We start from the raw sequence: 17514 nt of genomic DNA, 5'->3' as shown, positions 1-17514 counted from the left end.
TTCTGGCTTTAATGCCCGGTTTACAGCGCGTGAGGTGCGGTTATTCGGCGCCTTGACTAAGTGATACGGATTTTTGTCTTTGTGCTGTTAAAAGTGATGTGATACAAAATGAGCCTCTATCGGCATCGCTTTGCGAAGATGCCCGGCACTGCGCTTGAAGGAATGTCCAATGACCTGCTACAGCCTCGATGGCTTGACCCCGGTGGTTGATCCCACCGCTTACGTTCATCCGTCAGCCGTACTGATCGGCGATGTGATCGTCGGTGCCCATTGCTACGTCGGGCCGCTGGCGAGTTTGCGCGGGGACTTCGGCCGGATCGTGCTGGAGGAGGGCGCCAATGTGCAGGACACCTGCGTGATGCATGGTTTCCCCGAGAGCGACACGGTGGTCGAGCGCAATGGCCACATCGGGCATGGCGCGGTGCTGCACGGTTGCCGCATCGGCGCCGATGCGCTGGTGGGCATGAACGCCGTGGTGATGGACAACGCACGGATCGGCCCGCGCTCATTCGTGTCGGCGGCGGCGTTCGTCAAGGCCGGGTTCGAATGCCCCGACCAGTCACTGGTGATGGGCGCACCGGCCAGCGTCAAGCGCGGCCTCAGCGACGAAGAAGTGGCGTGGAAGCAGGCGGGCACCCGCGAATATCAACAACTGGCCAAGCGTTGCCTTGAGCGGATGCAAGTTTGCGAGCCACTGACCGAGCCGGAAGCGGATCGACCGCGCATCAATGACAGCGGCTTTCGCCCAAAAGGCAATACCCTGTGAATGCCTCTGTAGCCGCTGCCGAAGGCTGCGTCCGGCTGCGAAGCAGTCGCCATCGGGTCGATACGATCTTCCTGAAACACCGCATGTTCAGGCTTTACGACTGCTTCGCAGCCGGACGCAGCCTTCGGCAGCTGCTACACGGGTACGTGTGAGTCATATGAAACCGGTATATTCCTTTTCTTTTTTCAGCCCGGTACGCCCATGTCGTCCCTGACACCCTTGAACCAATTGATCACCCGCTTCCAGGAGCAGACGCCAATCCGCGCCAGCTCGCTGATCATTACCTTGTACGGCGACGCCATCGAACCCCATGGCGGAACGGTCTGGCTGGGCAGCCTGATTCAATTGCTCGAGCCCATCGGCATCAACGAGCGGCTGATCCGCACGTCGATTTTCCGCCTGACCAAAGAAGGCTGGCTGACCGCCGAGAAAGTCGGGCGCCGCAGCTATTACAGCCTCACCGGCACCGGTCGCCGGCGATTCGACAAGGCGTTCAAACGCGTCTACAGCTCCACTGTTCCTGCGTGGGACGGTTCCTGGTGCCTGGTGATGCTCACGCAACTGACTCAGGACAAGCGCAAACAGGTGCGCGAAGAACTGGAGTGGCAAGGTTTTGGTGCGATTTCGCCGGCGGTGCTGGCGTGTCCGCGCAGTGACCGCAACGATCTCAACGCCACGTTGCTCGACCTCGGCGTTCAGGAAGAGACCATCGTCTTCGAAACCACCGTGCAGGACGTCCTGGCCTCCAAGGCCTTGCGTTTGCAGGTGCGCGAAAGCTGGAACATCGAAGAACTGGCGACCCATTACAGCGAGTTCATTCAACTGTTCCGACCGCTCTGGCAAGCGCTTCGCGAGCAAGAGAACCTGCAACCGAGTGACTGCTTCCTGGCACGCGTCCTGCTTATTCATGAATACCGCAAGCTGCTGTTGCGCGACCCGCAACTGCCGGACGAGTTACTGCCCGGCGATTGGGAAGGTCGGGCCGCTCGCCAGTTGTGCCGCAACATTTACCGGCTGATCTACGCCAAAGCCGAAGAATGGTTGAACAGTGCACTGGAAACCGCCGATGGTCCGTTGCCGGACGTGGGCGAAAGTTTCTATCGACGGTTTGGCGGGCTGAAGTAGCCCGTCATTGTGGTGGGAGTGTGTTGGTTAGGGAGGACCTGTGGATTGGCGTAGATAATAAAAATAAGCCTGCGTGAGGCCCGACATGATTTCTGCAAATGCACAGCGCCGTGATGGATTTGATCAGTGGATTCATCAGATCAACCAGATCTGCGGCGCCTTCAATGCGCAAACCCTGGGCGATGAGTTTTCCGGCCAGATTCGCGAATACCAAAGCGGCGCGCTGAAACTCAGTTTTGTCGACGCCTGCCAGGCGCGGTTGTACCGCACACCTGCCGAAGTCGCGGTGGGCGAGGGCGGTAAATACTTTGCGGTGTTCCAACTCGACGGTACGGCAGGCATGGCTCAGGGCGACGACAAGGTGTTGCTGTCGGCCGGTGACATCACCCTGATCGACGCCTCGCGCCCCAGCGACTTCACCTACAGCGAAAACTCCCGGCAGTTGTCGCTGATTTTGCCTGCGCCGTTGATTGAGCAATCCTTGCGCTTCAACCAGATCAAGTGCGGTCACCGGATCGCCGCAACGTCACCGATGGCGATGCTCTCTCACCATCTGATTCTCGATGCCTCGCGCCAGAGCAGCCTCAGCCTGCCCGAAAGTGAGGCGACGCTGGAGGCGATTGTCAGTCTGCTGCGCCCGGCCATCAGCCAAGCCGAAGACAGCAACGATTTGCACGAGCGCATCTTTCGCAAGACGCTGGAATGCATCGACGAGCACATTCGCTCCGAAGAGCTGTGTCCGGAATGGCTGGCGCGGGAAGTTGGCATGTCGGTTCGAGGGTTGTACCGGATCTTTGCCAAGAAGGGCCTGGTGGTCGCGAAATACATCAAGAATCGTCGGCTGGACTTGTGCGCCCAATCCCTGCGCCAATCGCGCACCGAACAGAAACTGTCCGTGCTGGGCTACTCCTGGGGCTTCTCCGATTCGAGTCACTTCTCCACGGCATTCAAATCGCGGTTTGGCATTTCCCCCGGTGAGTACCGAAAAAACCGCGCCTGAGATCTGCCTGAATCAACGCATACCCCCTGTGGGAGCGGGCTTGCTCGCGAAGGCGGAGTGTCAGTCGACATCACTGTTATCTGACACTCCGCCTTCGCGAGCAAGCCCGCTCCCACAGGCGATAAGTGTGTGTTCAAGGTTTGAGCATCTGGCTGAACGCCTCCAGCTCGCTTTTCTCCAGATCGGATACCAGCACAAACCGCATGTGATTCGCTTGCCAGGACACCACGTTAAAACCACGAATGGACTGACTCTGTAGTGGCTTGTCCACCTCCGGCGTGGGCAGGATAAACACGTTGATAATGTGTTTGGCCCGTCCATAACTCAGGGCCGCCGTGGTCTGGTGCTGCAAGTAATCCAGCCGTCCGCCCAACAGCACAAACCCTTGTGCCGAGTAATCGACGACCGGTGGCGAGAAGTCGAGTTTGCCGGTGAACCAAGGCTTCACGGTGTGACGGTCGGACGACACCACATCATTCAAATGCTCACCCATCAACGAGCGGACATGACTGGAGACAGCTTCGTCCATCAACGGCTGCTCGCTGGCCGGCGTAGCCACATAAAGCACCACCGCCAGGCCCAACGCTGCCGCAGAAAAGGCCGGTGCGAACCATGTTCGCCAGCGCCTCGACAATGTTTGGGCGCGGGGCAGCAGCGGCGAACACACTGGCGGTCAACGATGCCGGGGCCGTGTAATACGGCGCCTGGCGTTTAACGCCGAGCATCAGCAGCCTCGCCTGATCGTGCAAGCGCGCGCATTCGGCGCACTCGGCCAAATGCCCGGCTACCGTTGCCGTCGTCGGCGGGTCAAGTTCCTTGTCCAGATAGCCGTGCATCAACGTCTGGCAAACCGTGCAGTCGAGTTCATTCATGATCGTGCAACTTCAGTATTTCGAGCTTGAGCATGGCGCGCGCCCGAGCCAGTCTCGACATGACGGTGCCGATGGGGATATCGACCACCAGGGCGATGTCCTTGTAGGGCAGGTCTTCGAGTTCTTTCAGAACAATCACCTCACGAAATGCCGGCGGCAGGGCGCACAGGGCTTGCTGGATCAGCGCCGCATTTTCCGTATGAATGGCCAGCAGTTCCGGGGTTTGGCCATGACCCAGCGCGGCGTCCTCTTCGGACAATTCATCGCCGATCGCGACCCAATGGCGCCCGGCCGACGCCTTGAGCCAGGTGTAGCTTTCGTTGCGCACGATGGTCAGGAACCACGCCTTGGCGTTGCCATCGGCGAAGCGGTGTAAAAAGCGGAATGCGCGCAGGGCACTTTCCTGGACGACATCGCGCGCGGCGCTGTCGTTGCCGGTGAGCCAGCGCGCGAGGTTGTAGGCCGCGTCCAGGTGGGGCGCAAACAGTTCCTCAAATCGCTTCATAGTGGTTCCCGCACTGTCCCACCTCTATAACCGCGCTACTCCGCATTTTATTCCCGAAAAAAACAACTTTTCCAACACACAACTCAATTCCCCCCCCCCCCCCCCCTGTAGCCGCTGTCGAGGCACGAGGCTGCGTTGGGCTGCGTAGCGGCCCCCGAAGGGCGGTCCTGCGGACACGCAACGCAGCCTCGTGCCTCGACAGCGGCTACAGACGTTCAATGTCGTGGAATAAAACGCCGTCCTGATGGGTTGTACCTTGTGTCAGCACCATCACTGTAGTTCGCCAGCGAGGGAAAACCGATGGACATTCAATCAAGACACCCGCTTCGCACCGACGGCCCGCTCAACCCCGACCGCCGGACACTGCTGAAATGCTCGGCGTGGGCCGGAGCGGGGGTCATCTGGGCCTTGAGCGGCGGCATTCCCCGGGCCTTTGCCCTAGATGCGACGGGCAACGTTTCCGACCCCAAGGCACTGGCCAGCACCTTCCACTTCGTGCAGATCAGCGACTCGCACATCGGCTTCAACAAGGAGGCCAACCCGGAACCGGTGAAGACCTTGCAGGTGGCGATCGACAAGGTCATCGCGCTGCCAAAACCACCGTCGCTGATTCTGCATACCGGCGATATCACCCACCTGTCCAAACCCGAGGAATTTGACACGGCCGCGCAACTGCTCAAGGGCCTGCCGTCCACCGTGCACTACGTCCCGGGGGAGCATGACACCCTCGACGAGGGCGGCGGCAAGCTCTACCTGGAGCGTTACGGCAAGGGCACCAAAGGCAATGGCTGGTACAGCTTCGACGACCACGGCGTGCATTTTATTGCGCTGGTGAATGTCTTCAATTTCCAGGCGGGCCGTGAAGCGACCCTCGGCGCCGATCAACTGGCCTGGCTGGCCGATGATTTGCGCGCCGTGACCAGCAGCACGCCCATTGTGGTGTTTACCCATATCCCGTTGTGGACGGTTTATCAGCCGTGGGGCTGGGGCACCGAGGATGGCGATCAGGCGATTGCCATGCTGCGCAAGTACGGTTCGGTGACGGTGTTGAACGGGCATATCCACCAGGTCATCCAGAAAGTCGAAGGCAATATCACCTTCCACACCGCCCGTGGCACCGCTTATCCACAACCCGCACCGGGTGCGGCACCGACACCTGGGCCGATGACGGTGGCGGCTGATCAGCTGCGCAATTACCTGGGGATCACCGATGTGCGAGCGACGCAGGGTGATCATCCGCTGGCGCTGATCGATTCGACACTGGTTTAGGGGGAGGATACTCGGATGAAAAAGCGACTGTTGGCTGCGGCCTGCCTGATGCTGTCGATGCCGGTGTGGGCTCAGGAGGTGAAAATCGATATCAAGGAGTTCATGTTCGGGCCCAAGGATTTGAACGTGGCCGTGGGCACCAAAGTGACGTGGGTGAACGACGACCAGATTCCGCACACGGTGGCGGAAACCCACAAGGTGTTTCGCTCAGGGGCGCTGGACACCAATGACAGCTTTTCCTGGGTGTTCAATACGCCGGGAGAGTTTGAATATTTTTGTGCGCTGCATCCGCAGATGATTGGGAAGATTGTGGTTAGCCAGTGATGCTGCAAATACCTTGAACAACCCCGGACCCCTGTGGAGCGAGCTTGCTCGCGATAGCGGTGTGTCAGATTACGTAGATGTTGACTGACACTCAGCCATCGCGAGCAAGCTCGCTCCCACAAGTTCTGTGTGTGTAGTTACTGCGGGGCGTTGAGGTTCAACGTTGGCGTCTCGTCAAAGAAGTTCCACGGCTTCAACAGCACGTGAACCCACTCGGTCGGCATGATCGGCCATTCCTCGGCCCGCGCAATGTGCGTGGTGCCGGTGGTCAGCCAGACCACATCGTCCGAGTTTTCGATGGACTGGTTATCCGCGGTGAACTGCCCGAGCCCGGAGTCTTTATCCGAACGGTTCGGGTATTTGCCTTCCGGGTACTTCTCCTGCGGATCGTAGCGCGTCACCCACAGTTGTTTGTCCATGAAGCTGAGGCGGTGATAGAGCCATTCGTCCTTGCCGAAGTTGGCGCCCTTGGCCACCGGGTGCGTGCCGCCGGCATACGGAATCAACTGATAGGAAACCGGGTTGCCGACTTTGTTTTCCTTGCTGAAGTTGGTCATCAGGCGAACGGTCGAAGGGTCGAATTTCTGTGCAGCTTGTTGTTCGTTGCTGACCACGTTGTGCTCGGTCTGCATCGTGCTGGTGCGCGGGCCGCCACGGTCGTTGGGCAGCACCACCGGGTTCACCTCAACCAGCGAGTTGTTTTCGCCGTCGACGTCCATGTCCAGGCGGAAGTTGTAGATGTGCTGGTGCGTGGTGCCGACGATGTTGTGGTCCAGCAGGGTGCCGTAGCGCGTGTCTTCCTTGGCCGTGGCTTCGTGCATGGTCTTGGACTGCACGCCCTTGACCGCTTCGATCCCGGTGGCGCCGGCATCGATGCCGATGGTGCCGTTTTGCTGGAAGACCCAATCGACGATGTAGTCGTAGTTGCCCACGGTGCTGATCCAGCGCACCACCAGTTCACGCCGCTCGGTGCTGAGGTTGGGCTGGCCCATTTCCTGGTGTTTGTATTCCGGGCCGGCGTAGCGTTCGAACACCGCTATGGCGCGGGGAATCGACTGCGGCGCGCCGGTGTAGTCGGCGATTGTGGCGTCGAGCAGCACGGCGTTTTGCGGGGCGTCTTTGCCGCGGGCAATCGGCGAAGTCAGGGTACCCATGCCGTATTCGCCTGAGTCCAGGTAAGCCTTGAAGTACCAGCCGGCGTCGGGGTCGCCGTAAGGCACGATCATCCCGCCCAGCGAGCCTTCGTACATGATTTTGCGTTTCTTGCCCTTATCGTCGTACGTGACGGTGGACAGGATCGGGCCGACCCGCGAATCGAGGCGAACATGGAAGTCCCAGTTCTGCCAGTGAATGCTGTTGCCGGTGATGGTGTAGTTTTTCCCTTCCGGCTCGATGATTTCCAGCGGCTTGACCTGCACACCCTTGCGGCCACGGCCGTCGTACGGCGTCGGCTTCATCGGTACAGGAATCAGTGCCTCGTCTTCGATCTTGATCAGCTTCTTTTGCTCAAGGTCGACAATCGCCACCAGGCCCTCGATCGGGTGCGCCCAGTAGTTGCCGTCATCGGTGTTGAGGTAGCTGACGATTTTCAGCAGGCGTTTGTCCTGCGTCAGCCCGTCCTTGCCATCGAAGTAACCGACCGTCAGCGGCGTGGCGACGACCTTCTTCACATCATTGATGCCACGCTTGGCCAAGGCTTGCGCGTACTCGGGGCTGTTCTCGACGGCCGACTGCACGGTGGCGAAATCGTCCAGCAGGACCATGCCGTGGGCACCTTCGATCGGCTTCCAGGACTTGAGCGCCTTGGCGTCGAGATCGACCAAGGCTTCAATCACGTGCTTGCCGTCCAGCACCACGATGTTGGCCTGGCGCGGTTGCGTGACATTCTGGCCAGTGAAGACGAAGTTCCAGACCTGATCCTTGGGCGGCTCATTGACGGAGACTTCGGTGAAACGAAAACCGGGTTGGTAATGCTCGGACTGCTTGACGATGTCCACCGCTGCCTTGATTTCGTCCGCGCTCAACGGGTTGAGCGGGTTAGGGCGGGTTTCGACGACAAAGGTTTTATCCAGGCCGGACTGGAACACCTGATTGATGAAGTCCTTCGACATGTACGCGGTGTCGTGTTTGAACACCACCGGGACCGACAGCTCCATGCGCTTGCCGTTGAGCATGGCGACTTTGCTGTCCGGTTTGACCTTGAGGTAGACACCGTCCTTGGCAATCACGAACAGGTTGGCGTAACTGTCCCATTTGACCGTGGCGCCAAACTCTTCAAGCGTCGATTGCAGCGGCACCATCTCGGCAGCCCCGCCGTGGGCCTGTGCGCTAGACATCAAACCCGGCAAGCCGAAGGTACTCAGGGAAATGGCCAGCGCGAGCCGGGCCAATGGTTTTCTTTTTAACGAGACAATAGAGGTGAACATTTCTGAGTTCCTTGGTAAACCGGTGTCAGCACAGCACACTTTGCTACAGCCAGTGGATGGCTTCTTGTGAATTCCTGCCAGATTTCTGTTTCTGCGTGCCTAAATGAGCGGTTGACCAAGGTTAATCCACAAACAACAACGTGGCGTCGGCCAGCTTCCAGTTGGCCTGATCTGTCGCATAATGAATATGCGTGTCTTGGCTTCCAACGTTAACGTAATCAAGTGGGTCGAACATTGATCGAACGACGGCAATTCAGCGGCGGCATGAAAGGCAAAAATCTCCGCTACCTCAATGAGCATTCCAACGCGCCGGTGCAACTGACGCGAACCGGTTTTTTGCTGCTCGAACACTTTTCGCTGCCGGCGTTCACGCAAGCGCTGGACACGATTGTCACGTCCAACCTGCTACGCCCCGGATTGTTCTCGTCCCGCACGTTTGGCTTGAATGACGGGGAGGTGGTCAGCGATCTGGGGTTGGTCATTCGACCCGATGCCCGATTCAATGCGGGGGCGCTTCAACAGCTGGATCTGCTGGTCATTTGTGGCGGCTACCGGACTGAACTGAAGGCAAGCGATGAACTGATCAGCGTGCTCAAGGCTGCGGCAGAGCAGGGCATCACCCTGGCCGGGCTGTGGAACGGCGCGTGGTTTCTGGGCAGCGCCGGCCTGCTGGACGGCTACCGTTGCGCCATTCATCCAGAGCATCGGCCCGCGCTGGCGGAGGTTTCCAAGGCTGCTCATGTCACCAGCGAGCCCTTTGTGATTGACCGGGACCGACTCACGGCGTCCAGCCCTGCGGGGGCTTTCCATATGGCGCTGGACTGGATCAAGGGGCTGCACGATAAAGCGCTGGTCGAGGGTATCGAGGACATTCTGGCTTTCGAAGAATCTCGCTACCGGCGCATCAAACCGGCGGAAAACATCTGCGTGAGCGCGCCGTTGCGTGAGGTGGTCAAGCTGATGGACGCCAACCTCGAAGAACCTTTGGAGCTGGAACAACTGGCGGTCTACGCCGGGCGTTCACGTCGCCAGCTCGAGCGCTTGTTCAAGGAGCAACTGGGCACCACGCCGCAGCGCTATTACATGGAGCTGCGCATCACCGAAGCGCGTCGACTGCTTCAGCACACGGAGTTGTCCCAGGTGGACGTGTTGGTGGCGTGCGGGTTTGTTTCGCCGAGCCATTTCAGCAAGTGCTACAGCTCGTATTTTGGCTACCGGCCGTCCAAGGAAACACGGCTCGTCAAATAAACAGCCATGCCCTCTCCCCGGCAGGAGAGGGCGGTTGTTCACCTTAAGTGTGATGAATCTCGCGGTCCTTGGTTTCCGGCAGGAAGAACGTGCCGAGTACGGCCGTCATCACCGCGATCACGATCGGATACCACAGCCCGTAATAGATATCCCCCGTGGCCGCGACCATGGCGAAGGCCACCGTGGGCAGAAAACCGCCGAACCAGCCGTTGCCGATGTGGTACGGCAGCGACATCGAGGTGTAGCGGATGCGCGCCGGGAACAGTTCCACCAGCCAGGCGGCAATCGGGCCGTAGACCATGGTCACGTAGATCACCAGGATGGTCAGCAGCAGCAACACCATCGGGTAGTTGGTCTTCGCCGGGTCAGCCTTTTCAGGGTAACCGGCGTCCTTGAGGGCGGTGCCGAGGGTGGCGACAAAGGCATCGTTCCTGGCCTTGAAGTCGGCGGCCGGCAGGCTGGTGCCCTCGAAGCTCGGCAACACCTTGTCGCCGATGCGGACCTGCGCGACGGTGCCCGGTTCGGCCTTCTCGTTTTTGTAGGGGATGGCTTTCTTCGCCAGCACGCTCTTGGCGAGGTCGCAGGAACTGGTGAATCTGGCCTTGCCCACCGGGTCGAACTGGAACGAGCACTGGCCGGGATCGGCGATCACCGTCACCGGGTTCTTTTCCTGCGCGGCGAACACGTCGGGGTTACCGTATTGGGTCAACGCATGGAAGATCGGGAAGTAGGTCACTGCCGCGAGGATGCAGCCGGCCATGATGATGCCTTTGCGGCCGATGCGGTCGGACAGGCTGCCGAATATGACGAAGAACGGCGTGCCGATCAGCAGCGAACCGGCGATCAACAGGTTGGCGGTTTGTGGGTCGATCTTGAGCATCTGCAATAGAAAAAACAGTGCATAGAACTGCCCGGTGTACCAGACCACCGCCTGGCCGGCGGTACCGCCGAGCAAGGCCATGATGACGATTTTCAGGTTGCCCCAGCGGGCGAAGGATTCGGTCAGCGGTGCCTTGGAGGCTTTGCCTTCCGCCTTCATTTTCTTGAACACCGGCGACTCGCTCAGTTGCAGGCGGATGTACACCGAGACGATCAGCAGCAGGATCGAGAGCAGGAATGGAATCCGCCAGCCCCAGGCCTCGAACGCTTCGGTGCCGAGCAGGGTGCGGCAGGCGAGAATCACCAGCAGCGAAAGAAACAGGCCCAGGGTCGCCGTGGTCTGGATCCACGACGTAAAGTAACCGCGCTTGCCGGGCGGCGCATGTTCAGCCACGTACGTCGCGGCGCCGCCGTACTCACCGCCCAGGGCCAGGCCTTGCAGCAGGCGCAGGCTGATCAGGATGACCGGCGCTGCCACGCCGATGGTGGCGTAGCCCGGTAGAAAACCGACGATGGCGGTGGAAATACCCATGATGACAATGGTGATCAGGAAGGTGTGCTTACGTCCGATCATGTCACCCAGCCGACCGAACACGATGGCGCCGAAAGGCCTTACGGCGAAGCCTGCGGCGAACGCGAGCAGTGCGAAGATGAAGGCCGTGGTCTCATTGACCCCCGCGAAGAAGTGCTTGGCGATGATGGCGGCGAGGGAGCCGTAAAGGTAGAAGTCGTACCATTCGAAAACGGTGCCCAGGGAAGAGGCAAAAATGACCTTGCGCTCCTCCTTGGTGATCCCGCGTTTGGGCGTGCTGCCCGTGGTTGTGCTGTCGATTACGGCCATGAGTGTTCTCCGTCTTGCTCTTGTTATAGGCCGGAGTACCTCACACCATTTACCGCACCCAGGCCCTGGGGCTGATGTCGTCGGATTGCAAATTGCACGAAGTCTGGATGCAGCTGACCGCCTCGGATAGGTGCCGGGTTAGTTGAAGCATAATCACCTTCGCGCAGATATCCACTCGCCATCACGCAGACTACAAATCAGTGCCCCAAAAAAACCGAAAACCTTCGTAATGCTCAAGCCAAAGCGAACCCTGTAGCAGCTGGCGAAGCCTGCGTTCGGCTGCGCAGCAGTCGTAAAATCAGACGATGCAGTGTTTCAGGAAGTCCGCGCGCTCAGGATTTACGACTGCTTCGCCCGAGCGCGGACCGGCCGACGCAAGCTTCGCCAGCTGCTACAGATCGTGGGTTCCTTAAAGGGCGGTGCTTACAGCAGCGAAATCGTGTAATTGACGATAAAGCGATTCTGGTCGACGTTGCGCCCGGCGTCCGTATTGGACTTGGCGTTACGCACGGTAAAGCCCAGGCCCTTGAACGTGCCCGATTGCAGTACGTAGTCCAGGGTCATGTCGCGCTCCCACTCGGACTGGTCACTGGCGTTGCGGGCCTTGATGTCCGTGCCTTTGAGGTACGCCACAGAGGCTTTCAATCCTGGAATGCCCAGGGGCGCGAAGTCATAGGTGTACTGACCGAAATTAGTCTGCTCACCGGCGCGGGCAAAGTTCTGGATCATCTTGTCCGTGGGCAGGTAAACGCTGCCGCCACCGGCGCCCTTGTCCACCAGGCTGCCCTGGTTGGGCTGGACGAAGTTGCTGCCGTCGCTCACGCGTTGATGCCCCAAAGACACCGCATGACCCCCGTTCACATAGGTGATCATCGCGGACCAGGTGTTGTTGTCGATCTCACCGTTGTTGTTCTCGGTGAAACCGGACATGCCATAACCTTGCGCCCGGCCGGCGGCGGTGCTGTTGGCGCCGGTCGAGGTCGTGTTGAAGTAGCGCAGGTCGGTGGTGAGCGAGCTTTTGCTGTCAATCGGCAGGACGTGGACCAGCCCCAGGAAGTTCTGGTTGTAGAAGTCTTCCAGTTGCGCGAAGTAGTACTGGGCCTTCAAGTCTTTGGTGATGCTGTAGTCGCCACCGGCGTAGTAGAACGTGTTGCTGTCCTGAGTCGAGCCAGGCACTGACAAGCCGGTACGGTCGGTGGAGGCTCGGCCGACCGCGTGTTCAATCACGCCACTGGTCAGGGTCAGGCCATCGATGTCGTTCGAGGTGACTTGGGCACCGGTGAATGACTGCGGCAATACCCGGGCATCGTTGGCAATGAGGATCGGCAACTTTGGCAGCAGGGTGCCGTAGCGAAATTCTGTTTTCGAAATGCGCATCTTCGCCGTCGGGCCGAAGCTGCTCCAGGCGTCAGCCGCACCGTCGCCGTCAGTCGGGATCATGCCGCTGCCGACATGCCGGCCTGCGCCACTGTCCAGCGTGATGCCCTGCAGCGCCTGCGCATCCAGCCCGAACCCGACCGCGCCTTGCGTAAACCCGGATTCATAGCGCAGCACCAAACCCTGGGCCGCTTCTTCGGTTTTCGAGGGGGCGGCGGTGCCGTCGCGGTAGTCGCTGTTGAAATACAAAGTGCGCATCGAGAGGGTGGCTTTACTGTCTTCCAGAAAGCCGTGCGCGGCGGTGTCTGCTGCCTGCGCGCACATGGAACTGGCGGCCAGCAAGAGGGCGGTGGGGACTGCTCGTTGGTACATACGGTGCTCCTGGTGAATTCTTATGATTGTTCTGGAGGTTCACCGCCAACCCGAAACCGGCGCGCAACAGGGCGCATCCGATGAGCGACCCTGAACATCAGGCCGTCGGGATGACGTGTTTTTTGGTTCGACCGGAATACGGTTAAATCAGGCAGGAAAGTCCGAAGGACAGGGTCATGCGGTACTCCTCGAAAGGGTCACGTCGAATGGGTTGTGAAACTCTTTAAAACATTTCGAGAGGTGATTTTCAAACGAGGCGAAAGTAATTTTCGTGGAGGGATAAGGCTTGTCGTACAGAGGTATGGGGCGTCGGTGTTTTTGAAACTCGGCCGGGCGGATTTTCATCCATCTGCGCCTGCTGGCGTTCAGTCAGATGGGGAGGCCAACTGAACAGGAACGTTGCAGGCGATCGAGTGGGCCTCGGCGTAATCGGAGACTGAAATCGGCAGACCTGGATTGCTTCGCAGCGCTGTCTTCAAGCGCTCCTGACCCATTTATAGAGTCGTTTCAGGTTGTCCAGATAGTTCCAGGCCAAGGTAGACCCAATGACAACGCCAGCCAGGCCAAACTTGAACACGGTTTGCTGCCAGTCATGGGACTCGTCGAGTACCAAATGGCCAAGCCAGTAAGCGTCCAACGAATGGTGTGTTCTGTAAGTAATCAAAAAGGCGATCAGGCAAAGCCCTAAAGACAAACAGAACAGAATGAATCCAAACCTGTTGACCGGTTTTTCAAGTTTTTTCAGGTTCATGCGCGGGACTTCCTTATCGAAAAGCCCAGCATTCAATCAATCTCGACCCGCAAAATCAATCCGTTGCGAGAACAATGGCATTCACACTCCTTGATGGTAGTGTTTGCGTGATTTTATGGATTGCTACTCAACTGATGGAGTTGTCGCGATGGCCGAAAAGATTCTGAAGTCCAAGCTGGTCAATTTTCTGGTGGCCGACGTCGAGGTGAATTACGCCAACGTCAGCGATGTGTACGCCGTCGCCGAGAGTGGTGATGTGGACGTGTTGGCCGGGGTGCTGGAAGCATTCAAGGAAGCATACGGTGGGTTGTGGGTGGGCGGGAAACTGGAGGTGACCCCAACCGTGGTTCGCTTGAACGCCAATGCCATGAACCGCCTCGTTCAGGATGGCACGCTGGACATTGAGCTCCCGCTGGCATGGGTCCGAAAAGTCAGCGTTGAAGGCGGGTTTGTGACGAAGATCGTCCGTCTGGACACCGATGCCGGCAGCGTCAAATTTCGCTGTTTTGGAGCGAAGGACGTCGCCTCGCTGATAGAGAAGCTGACGTTTCAGTGAATGACGAGCCAAACCGGGCAGTTGGAAAAAGCAGGGACGAGCCGTCTCGATGCTTGAAGGGGTTTTATCAACGACAAGGAGTCCGTTCATGAAGATGAACATGTTGGTGCCAGAGATGATCGTCTCTGACTTGCAACGAAGCCTGGCGTTTTACTGCCAGGTTCTGGGTTTCCAGGTTGAATACGAAAGGCCTGAAGACAAATTCACCTTTTTGTCTTTTCAAGGCAGCCAATTGATGCTGGAACAAGATGATCTGCAAGCATCTCCATGGCGCGTTGGCCCTCTAATGGCACCCTATGGCCGAGGAATGAATCTGTCGATTCAGTGTTCTGACTCCAAAGCGTTGGCTAGAGCCCTCGAAGAGGCCGGTATTGAATTGCGCAGACCCATTCAAGAGTGCTGGTACCGAGATAACGAGCGCCTGCACGGTGAGCTTAATTTCCTGGTACTTGATCCAGATGGCTATCTATTGCGGTTCACTCAAAGCTTGGGAATCAGGGCGGTCGAGCATCATGTAACAGCCTGAGAGCATGATGTCGCGTAGCGTGAGGGCTGAGGATTTTAATGTTCATTTCTGGTCGTTTTCTGCCTGTCGTGACGGGCAGCAAACAACCCGAAGCGGCCAGTGGAAAAACGACTACTAGCTCCTCCTTGAGCTGCAGTAGCGATGGTGCGGCCTCTTGGCTAGCCCCGAATTACTTTACGCGGACCGTCCCCCATGCAGAAACGCCCCGCGCGATTTGCCAGCGAGAGACAGGGACTACCGCGCCGCGCTCTTGACCTGTTGCATTTTTTGATCGAAAAGCACCCCATTCTTCAGCAATCAGCTTAGGCGTCTCCAGCGTGATGGTCAGCTTGTCGAGCGTGCCGGTAAAGCGGAACGGCGGCAGCTTGGCGTCTCGGATGGTCTTGCTGTTGTCTTTTCCGAAGTTGGCGAATGGTTTAAACAGCCGGTGGGCCACATCAGCTCGACATTGCGTTGTGATTTTTGTTCCAACCGCCGACTCAATTGAATGCGGTTGAGCCAGTCGTAGATGTAGATCTTCATCAGGATCGCGAGAGGGTAAGCAGGTCGGCCAGTATCTGCTGGAATGACCCTTTCAAAACCCGACGAAGACGTCGACTACGCGCACAGGATTGGTATCGCTGATGTACTAACACTCGAATAGATGTACTACGCTGCATCATAGGCTGCAATTCTAGATACAAGCAGCGAGGCAAGATTCGGTGCCCTCCAACACATTCGAGCCTTGAGGAAGGCAACGCCAGGTTTCTGTTTCCGTTGCCAACGATGGAGAGGGAGACGCGTTGCCGGAGGAGTTGAGGGTGAAACGGGGCTCGACGGAGCTCAATGGTGAACGACATGCTGAGGTAACAGCAAATGCTCTCGCCCGTCCGCCCGTCCCGCTTCGCGTGTACATCGCGATGGCTACCCACTGTTGCAATAAGCATGCTGGCTGTTCTTGCGCAGAAGACGGCGTACGCCCAGCCAGTCGTGATCGATGGCGGCGAGACGGTCACGGTGCCGAGCACCACCCAACCGAGCCCCTGGATCGTAGGGGAGCAACTCATCATCGGTTTCGCCGGCCAGGGCAACCTGATCATCCAAAACGGCGGAAACGTGGTGAGTAGGACTCCTGGCAGCACGCCGGCCGGAAGCCTGGGAGCATTGCTGGGCAGCGTGGGGTCGGCCACGGTTACTGGCGTGGATTCCGCTGGCGTCCGTTCCACTTGGGACAACCTCAATGGCGAATTCCAGGTCGGTCAGTCGGGCCATGGAACCCTGCTGATTTCCGATGGCGGCCTGGTGAGAATGTTTGCCATCTTCGGCACCCGCATCGGCACCAATACACGGGGTGTGGGTGAGGTGACGGTCACGGGCTCCGGGACCAGCATGCAAATGCCCGGTGAGATGGATGTGGGCTTCAGCGGTCAAGGCCACTTGACTATTAGTGCTGGTGCCACCGTCAACAACGACGGCGGCCGCATTGCGCGCAACCCGAATTCGATCGGTGATGTAGTGGTAACCGGTTCGGGCTCGACCTGGACCAACACCGATACCTTGACGGTCGGCATCGGCGGCGCCGGCAGCCTCACGTTGGCCGACGGCGGTCGGGCCATCGCACCGCGTGTAGCCATTGCACAGGACGCGGGCTCCAGTGGCGTGCTCACCATCGGCGCTGCCCAAGGTGCGTCCCCCGTCGCGCCGGGCACCTTGTCGACGATAGGGCCCGTGACCTTTGGTGCCGGCGCGGGGCGTATCGTGTTCAACCATACCGATACCAGCGGCGCCTATACTTTTGCTCCCCTGATTGCAGGTGCTGGCCAGGTCGTCGCCTTAAGCGGCACCACCGTGCTCAGCGCCAACAACTCTTACTCAGGCGGTACCACCCTTGGTGGCGGCGTGCTGCAGATCGCCAGTGATGCGAACCTTGGGGCTACTTCGGGAGCACTGTCCTTTGACTCAGGCGCCTTGAGCACCACAGCTGACATTTCGACCACCCGGCAAGCGAATCTCGGTGCGGGTGGAGGCACATTCGAGACGCAGTCCGGCACAACGTTGAACTATGGCGGCGTGATCTCCGGCAACGGCGCATTGACCAAGGCAGGTGACGGCACGCTTGTATTGAGTGAGGTCAACACCTATGGCGGGGGCACCACCATCAACGCCGGCACTGTCTCAGTCGACAGCGACAGCAATCTTGGGGCCCCAGGCGGGTCGTTGACCATTGGTAACGGCACACTCATCACCAAGCAGACGTTCGCGACAAATCGCCCAGTAACCCTGACCGCAAACGCCACACTCATACAAGCTGTCGATACCGGTTTCACCTTGAATGGTGTGATCAGTGGCTCCGGCTCTTTGGCCCTGGACGGTGATGGCGGTTCCGGCGGGCTTGTCACCCTGAATGCCGGCAACACCTACACGGGGGCGACAAACCTGAACCGCGGATTCCTGTTCATCAATGGCTCAATCGCAACCTCCAGTCAGTTGATAACCAACCCGGGAACCTTCCTCGGTGGCACGGGTACGCTGCCGCAAACCACTGTCGGCGGTATCGTTTCACCGGGACCGGCCCGCGACACAACCGGCACCCTCAATATTGCCGGGAGCCTGACCACCGCCCCCACGGCCAATTACATCGTGGACTTCAACCTCCGGCGCGCATGACCTGATTCACGCCACCGGCGTCGCTACGCTG

At 58.9% G+C, this 17514-nt stretch carries 14 protein-coding genes and 2 pseudogenes; 9 read left to right on the top strand and 7 right to left on the bottom strand.

Annotation, left to right across the window (positions count from 1 at the left end; translation table 11 throughout):
* Positions 1–169: 169 nt before the first annotated feature.
* The 3 genes from paaY to feaR all read left to right on the top strand — a co-directional run bounded on the left by paaY (position 170) and on the right by feaR (position 2891).
* On the top strand, positions 170–766 hold the full coding sequence (gene paaY, locus AB4N76_RS04570) for a phenylacetic acid degradation protein PaaY (protein WP_109787283.1): 597 nt from the start codon (positions 170–172) through the stop codon (positions 764–766).
* 201 nt (positions 767–967) lie between these two features.
* On the top strand, positions 968–1891 hold the full coding sequence (gene paaX, locus AB4N76_RS04565; protein ID WP_077431709.1) for a phenylacetic acid degradation operon negative regulatory protein PaaX: 924 nt from the start codon (positions 968–970) through the stop codon (positions 1889–1891).
* A gap of 85 nt (positions 1892–1976) precedes the next feature.
* On the top strand, positions 1977–2891 hold the full coding sequence (gene feaR / locus AB4N76_RS04560) for a transcriptional regulator FeaR (RefSeq protein WP_223522632.1): 915 nt from the start codon (positions 1977–1979) through the stop codon (positions 2889–2891).
* Positions 2892–3024: 133 nt separating this feature from the next.
* Here the strand turns inward: feaR and AB4N76_RS04555 are convergent.
* Both AB4N76_RS04555 and AB4N76_RS04550 read right to left on the bottom strand, forming a co-directional pair.
* Positions 3025–3763: pseudogene (locus AB4N76_RS04555) on the bottom strand (anti-sigma factor family protein).
* Positions 3756–4268: a sigma-70 family RNA polymerase sigma factor gene (locus tag AB4N76_RS04550; protein ID WP_460164214.1), complete on the bottom strand. Its 513-nt coding sequence runs from the start codon at positions 4266–4268 to the stop codon at positions 3756–3758. The pseudogene AB4N76_RS04555 and the gene AB4N76_RS04550 overlap by 8 nt, the downstream one beginning before the upstream one ends.
* A 300-nt stretch (positions 4269–4568) precedes the next feature.
* Between AB4N76_RS04550 and AB4N76_RS04545 the strand changes: the two genes are divergently transcribed.
* Positions 4569–5537 (top strand): metallophosphoesterase family protein, encoded by a 969-nt coding sequence (locus AB4N76_RS04545; protein WP_077431711.1) that lies wholly within the window; start codon positions 4569–4571, stop codon positions 5535–5537.
* Between the two features lie 15 nt (positions 5538–5552).
* On the top strand, positions 5553–5861 hold the full coding sequence (locus tag AB4N76_RS04540) for a cupredoxin domain-containing protein (RefSeq protein WP_046032681.1): 309 nt from the start codon (positions 5553–5555) through the stop codon (positions 5859–5861).
* 137 nt (positions 5862–5998) lie between these two features.
* Here the strand turns inward: AB4N76_RS04540 and tynA are convergent, their stop codons facing one another.
* Positions 5999–8287 (bottom strand): primary-amine oxidase, encoded by a 2289-nt coding sequence (gene tynA, locus AB4N76_RS04535; protein ID WP_046032682.1) that lies wholly within the window; start codon positions 8285–8287, stop codon positions 5999–6001.
* 264 nt (positions 8288–8551) lie between these two features.
* Between tynA and AB4N76_RS04530 the strand changes: the two genes are divergently transcribed.
* Positions 8552–9535 (top strand): GlxA family transcriptional regulator, encoded by a 984-nt coding sequence (locus AB4N76_RS04530; RefSeq protein ID WP_077432205.1) that lies wholly within the window; start codon positions 8552–8554, stop codon positions 9533–9535.
* 43 nt (positions 9536–9578) lie between these two features.
* Here the strand turns inward: AB4N76_RS04530 and AB4N76_RS04525 are convergent, their stop codons facing one another.
* From AB4N76_RS04525 to AB4N76_RS04515, 3 genes are all read right to left on the bottom strand, one after another.
* Positions 9579–11255: an MFS transporter gene (locus AB4N76_RS04525; RefSeq protein WP_046032683.1), complete on the bottom strand. Its 1677-nt coding sequence runs from the start codon at positions 11253–11255 to the stop codon at positions 9579–9581.
* A 423-nt stretch (positions 11256–11678) separates the two neighbouring features.
* Complete coding sequence (locus AB4N76_RS04520) at positions 11679–13004, bottom strand: OprD family porin (protein WP_046032684.1); 1326 nt, start codon at positions 13002–13004, stop codon at positions 11679–11681.
* Between the two features lie 475 nt (positions 13005–13479).
* Positions 13480–13755, bottom strand: a complete 276-nt coding sequence (locus tag AB4N76_RS04515; RefSeq protein WP_077431714.1) for a hypothetical protein — start codon at positions 13753–13755, stop codon at positions 13480–13482.
* 148 nt (positions 13756–13903) lie between these two features.
* Between AB4N76_RS04515 and AB4N76_RS04510 the strand changes: the two genes are divergently transcribed.
* Together AB4N76_RS04510 and AB4N76_RS04505 are read left to right on the top strand one after the other, a co-directional pair.
* Complete coding sequence (locus AB4N76_RS04510; protein ID WP_046032686.1) at positions 13904–14311, top strand: hypothetical protein; 408 nt, start codon at positions 13904–13906, stop codon at positions 14309–14311.
* Between the two features lie 88 nt (positions 14312–14399).
* Entirely contained in the window at positions 14400–14837 is a 438-nt protein-coding gene (locus AB4N76_RS04505) for a bleomycin resistance protein (RefSeq protein ID WP_046032687.1), read from the top strand.
* 373 nt (positions 14838–15210) lie between these two features.
* On the opposite strand, the pseudogene AB4N76_RS04500 reads toward AB4N76_RS04505, so the two are convergent.
* Positions 15211–15465, bottom strand: a pseudogene (locus AB4N76_RS04500) (transposase); the annotation flags it as partial.
* Positions 15466–15761: 296 nt separating this feature from the next.
* Here AB4N76_RS04500 and AB4N76_RS04495 point away from each other — a divergent pair.
* Positions 15762–17483 carry an autotransporter-associated beta strand repeat-containing protein gene (locus tag AB4N76_RS04495; RefSeq protein WP_460164213.1) on the top strand — a complete coding sequence of 574 codons (1722 nt, stop codon included), beginning with the start codon at positions 15762–15764 and terminating at the stop codon, positions 17481–17483.
* Positions 17484–17514 lie beyond the last annotated feature (31 nt).

It is taken from the genome of Pseudomonas sp. S2_F03 (genome assembly GCF_054668335.1).
Note: the sequence above shows the minus strand (reverse complement) of the source record. Positions and strands in the feature narration are given on the sequence as shown.

Coding starts and splice junctions, on each gene's coding strand:
- tynA (WP_046032682.1), bottom strand. CDS start 8,287: ATGTTCACCTCTATTGTCTCGTTAAAAAGAAAACCATTGGCCCGGCTC.
- AB4N76_RS04550 (WP_460164214.1), bottom strand. CDS start 4,268: ATGAAGCGATTTGAGGAACTGTTTGCGCCCCACCTGGACGCGGCCTAC.
- AB4N76_RS04525 (WP_046032683.1), bottom strand. CDS start 11,255: ATGGCCGTAATCGACAGCACAACCACGGGCAGCACGCCCAAACGCGGG.
- AB4N76_RS04495 (WP_460164213.1), top strand. CDS start 15,762: ATGCTGGCTGTTCTTGCGCAGAAGACGGCGTACGCCCAGCCAGTCGTG.
- AB4N76_RS04510 (WP_046032686.1), top strand. CDS start 13,904: ATGGCCGAAAAGATTCTGAAGTCCAAGCTGGTCAATTTTCTGGTGGCC.
- AB4N76_RS04530 (WP_077432205.1), top strand. CDS start 8,552: ATGAAAGGCAAAAATCTCCGCTACCTCAATGAGCATTCCAACGCGCCG.
- AB4N76_RS04515 (WP_077431714.1), bottom strand. CDS start 13,755: ATGAACCTGAAAAAACTTGAAAAACCGGTCAACAGGTTTGGATTCATT.
- AB4N76_RS04520 (WP_046032684.1), bottom strand. CDS start 13,004: ATGTACCAACGAGCAGTCCCCACCGCCCTCTTGCTGGCCGCCAGTTCC.
- AB4N76_RS04540 (WP_046032681.1), top strand. CDS start 5,553: ATGAAAAAGCGACTGTTGGCTGCGGCCTGCCTGATGCTGTCGATGCCG.
- AB4N76_RS04545 (WP_077431711.1), top strand. CDS start 4,569: ATGGACATTCAATCAAGACACCCGCTTCGCACCGACGGCCCGCTCAAC.
- paaX (WP_077431709.1), top strand. CDS start 968: ATGTCGTCCCTGACACCCTTGAACCAATTGATCACCCGCTTCCAGGAG.
- feaR (WP_223522632.1), top strand. CDS start 1,977: ATGATTTCTGCAAATGCACAGCGCCGTGATGGATTTGATCAGTGGATT.
- paaY (WP_109787283.1), top strand. CDS start 170: ATGACCTGCTACAGCCTCGATGGCTTGACCCCGGTGGTTGATCCCACC.
- AB4N76_RS04505 (WP_046032687.1), top strand. CDS start 14,400: ATGAAGATGAACATGTTGGTGCCAGAGATGATCGTCTCTGACTTGCAA.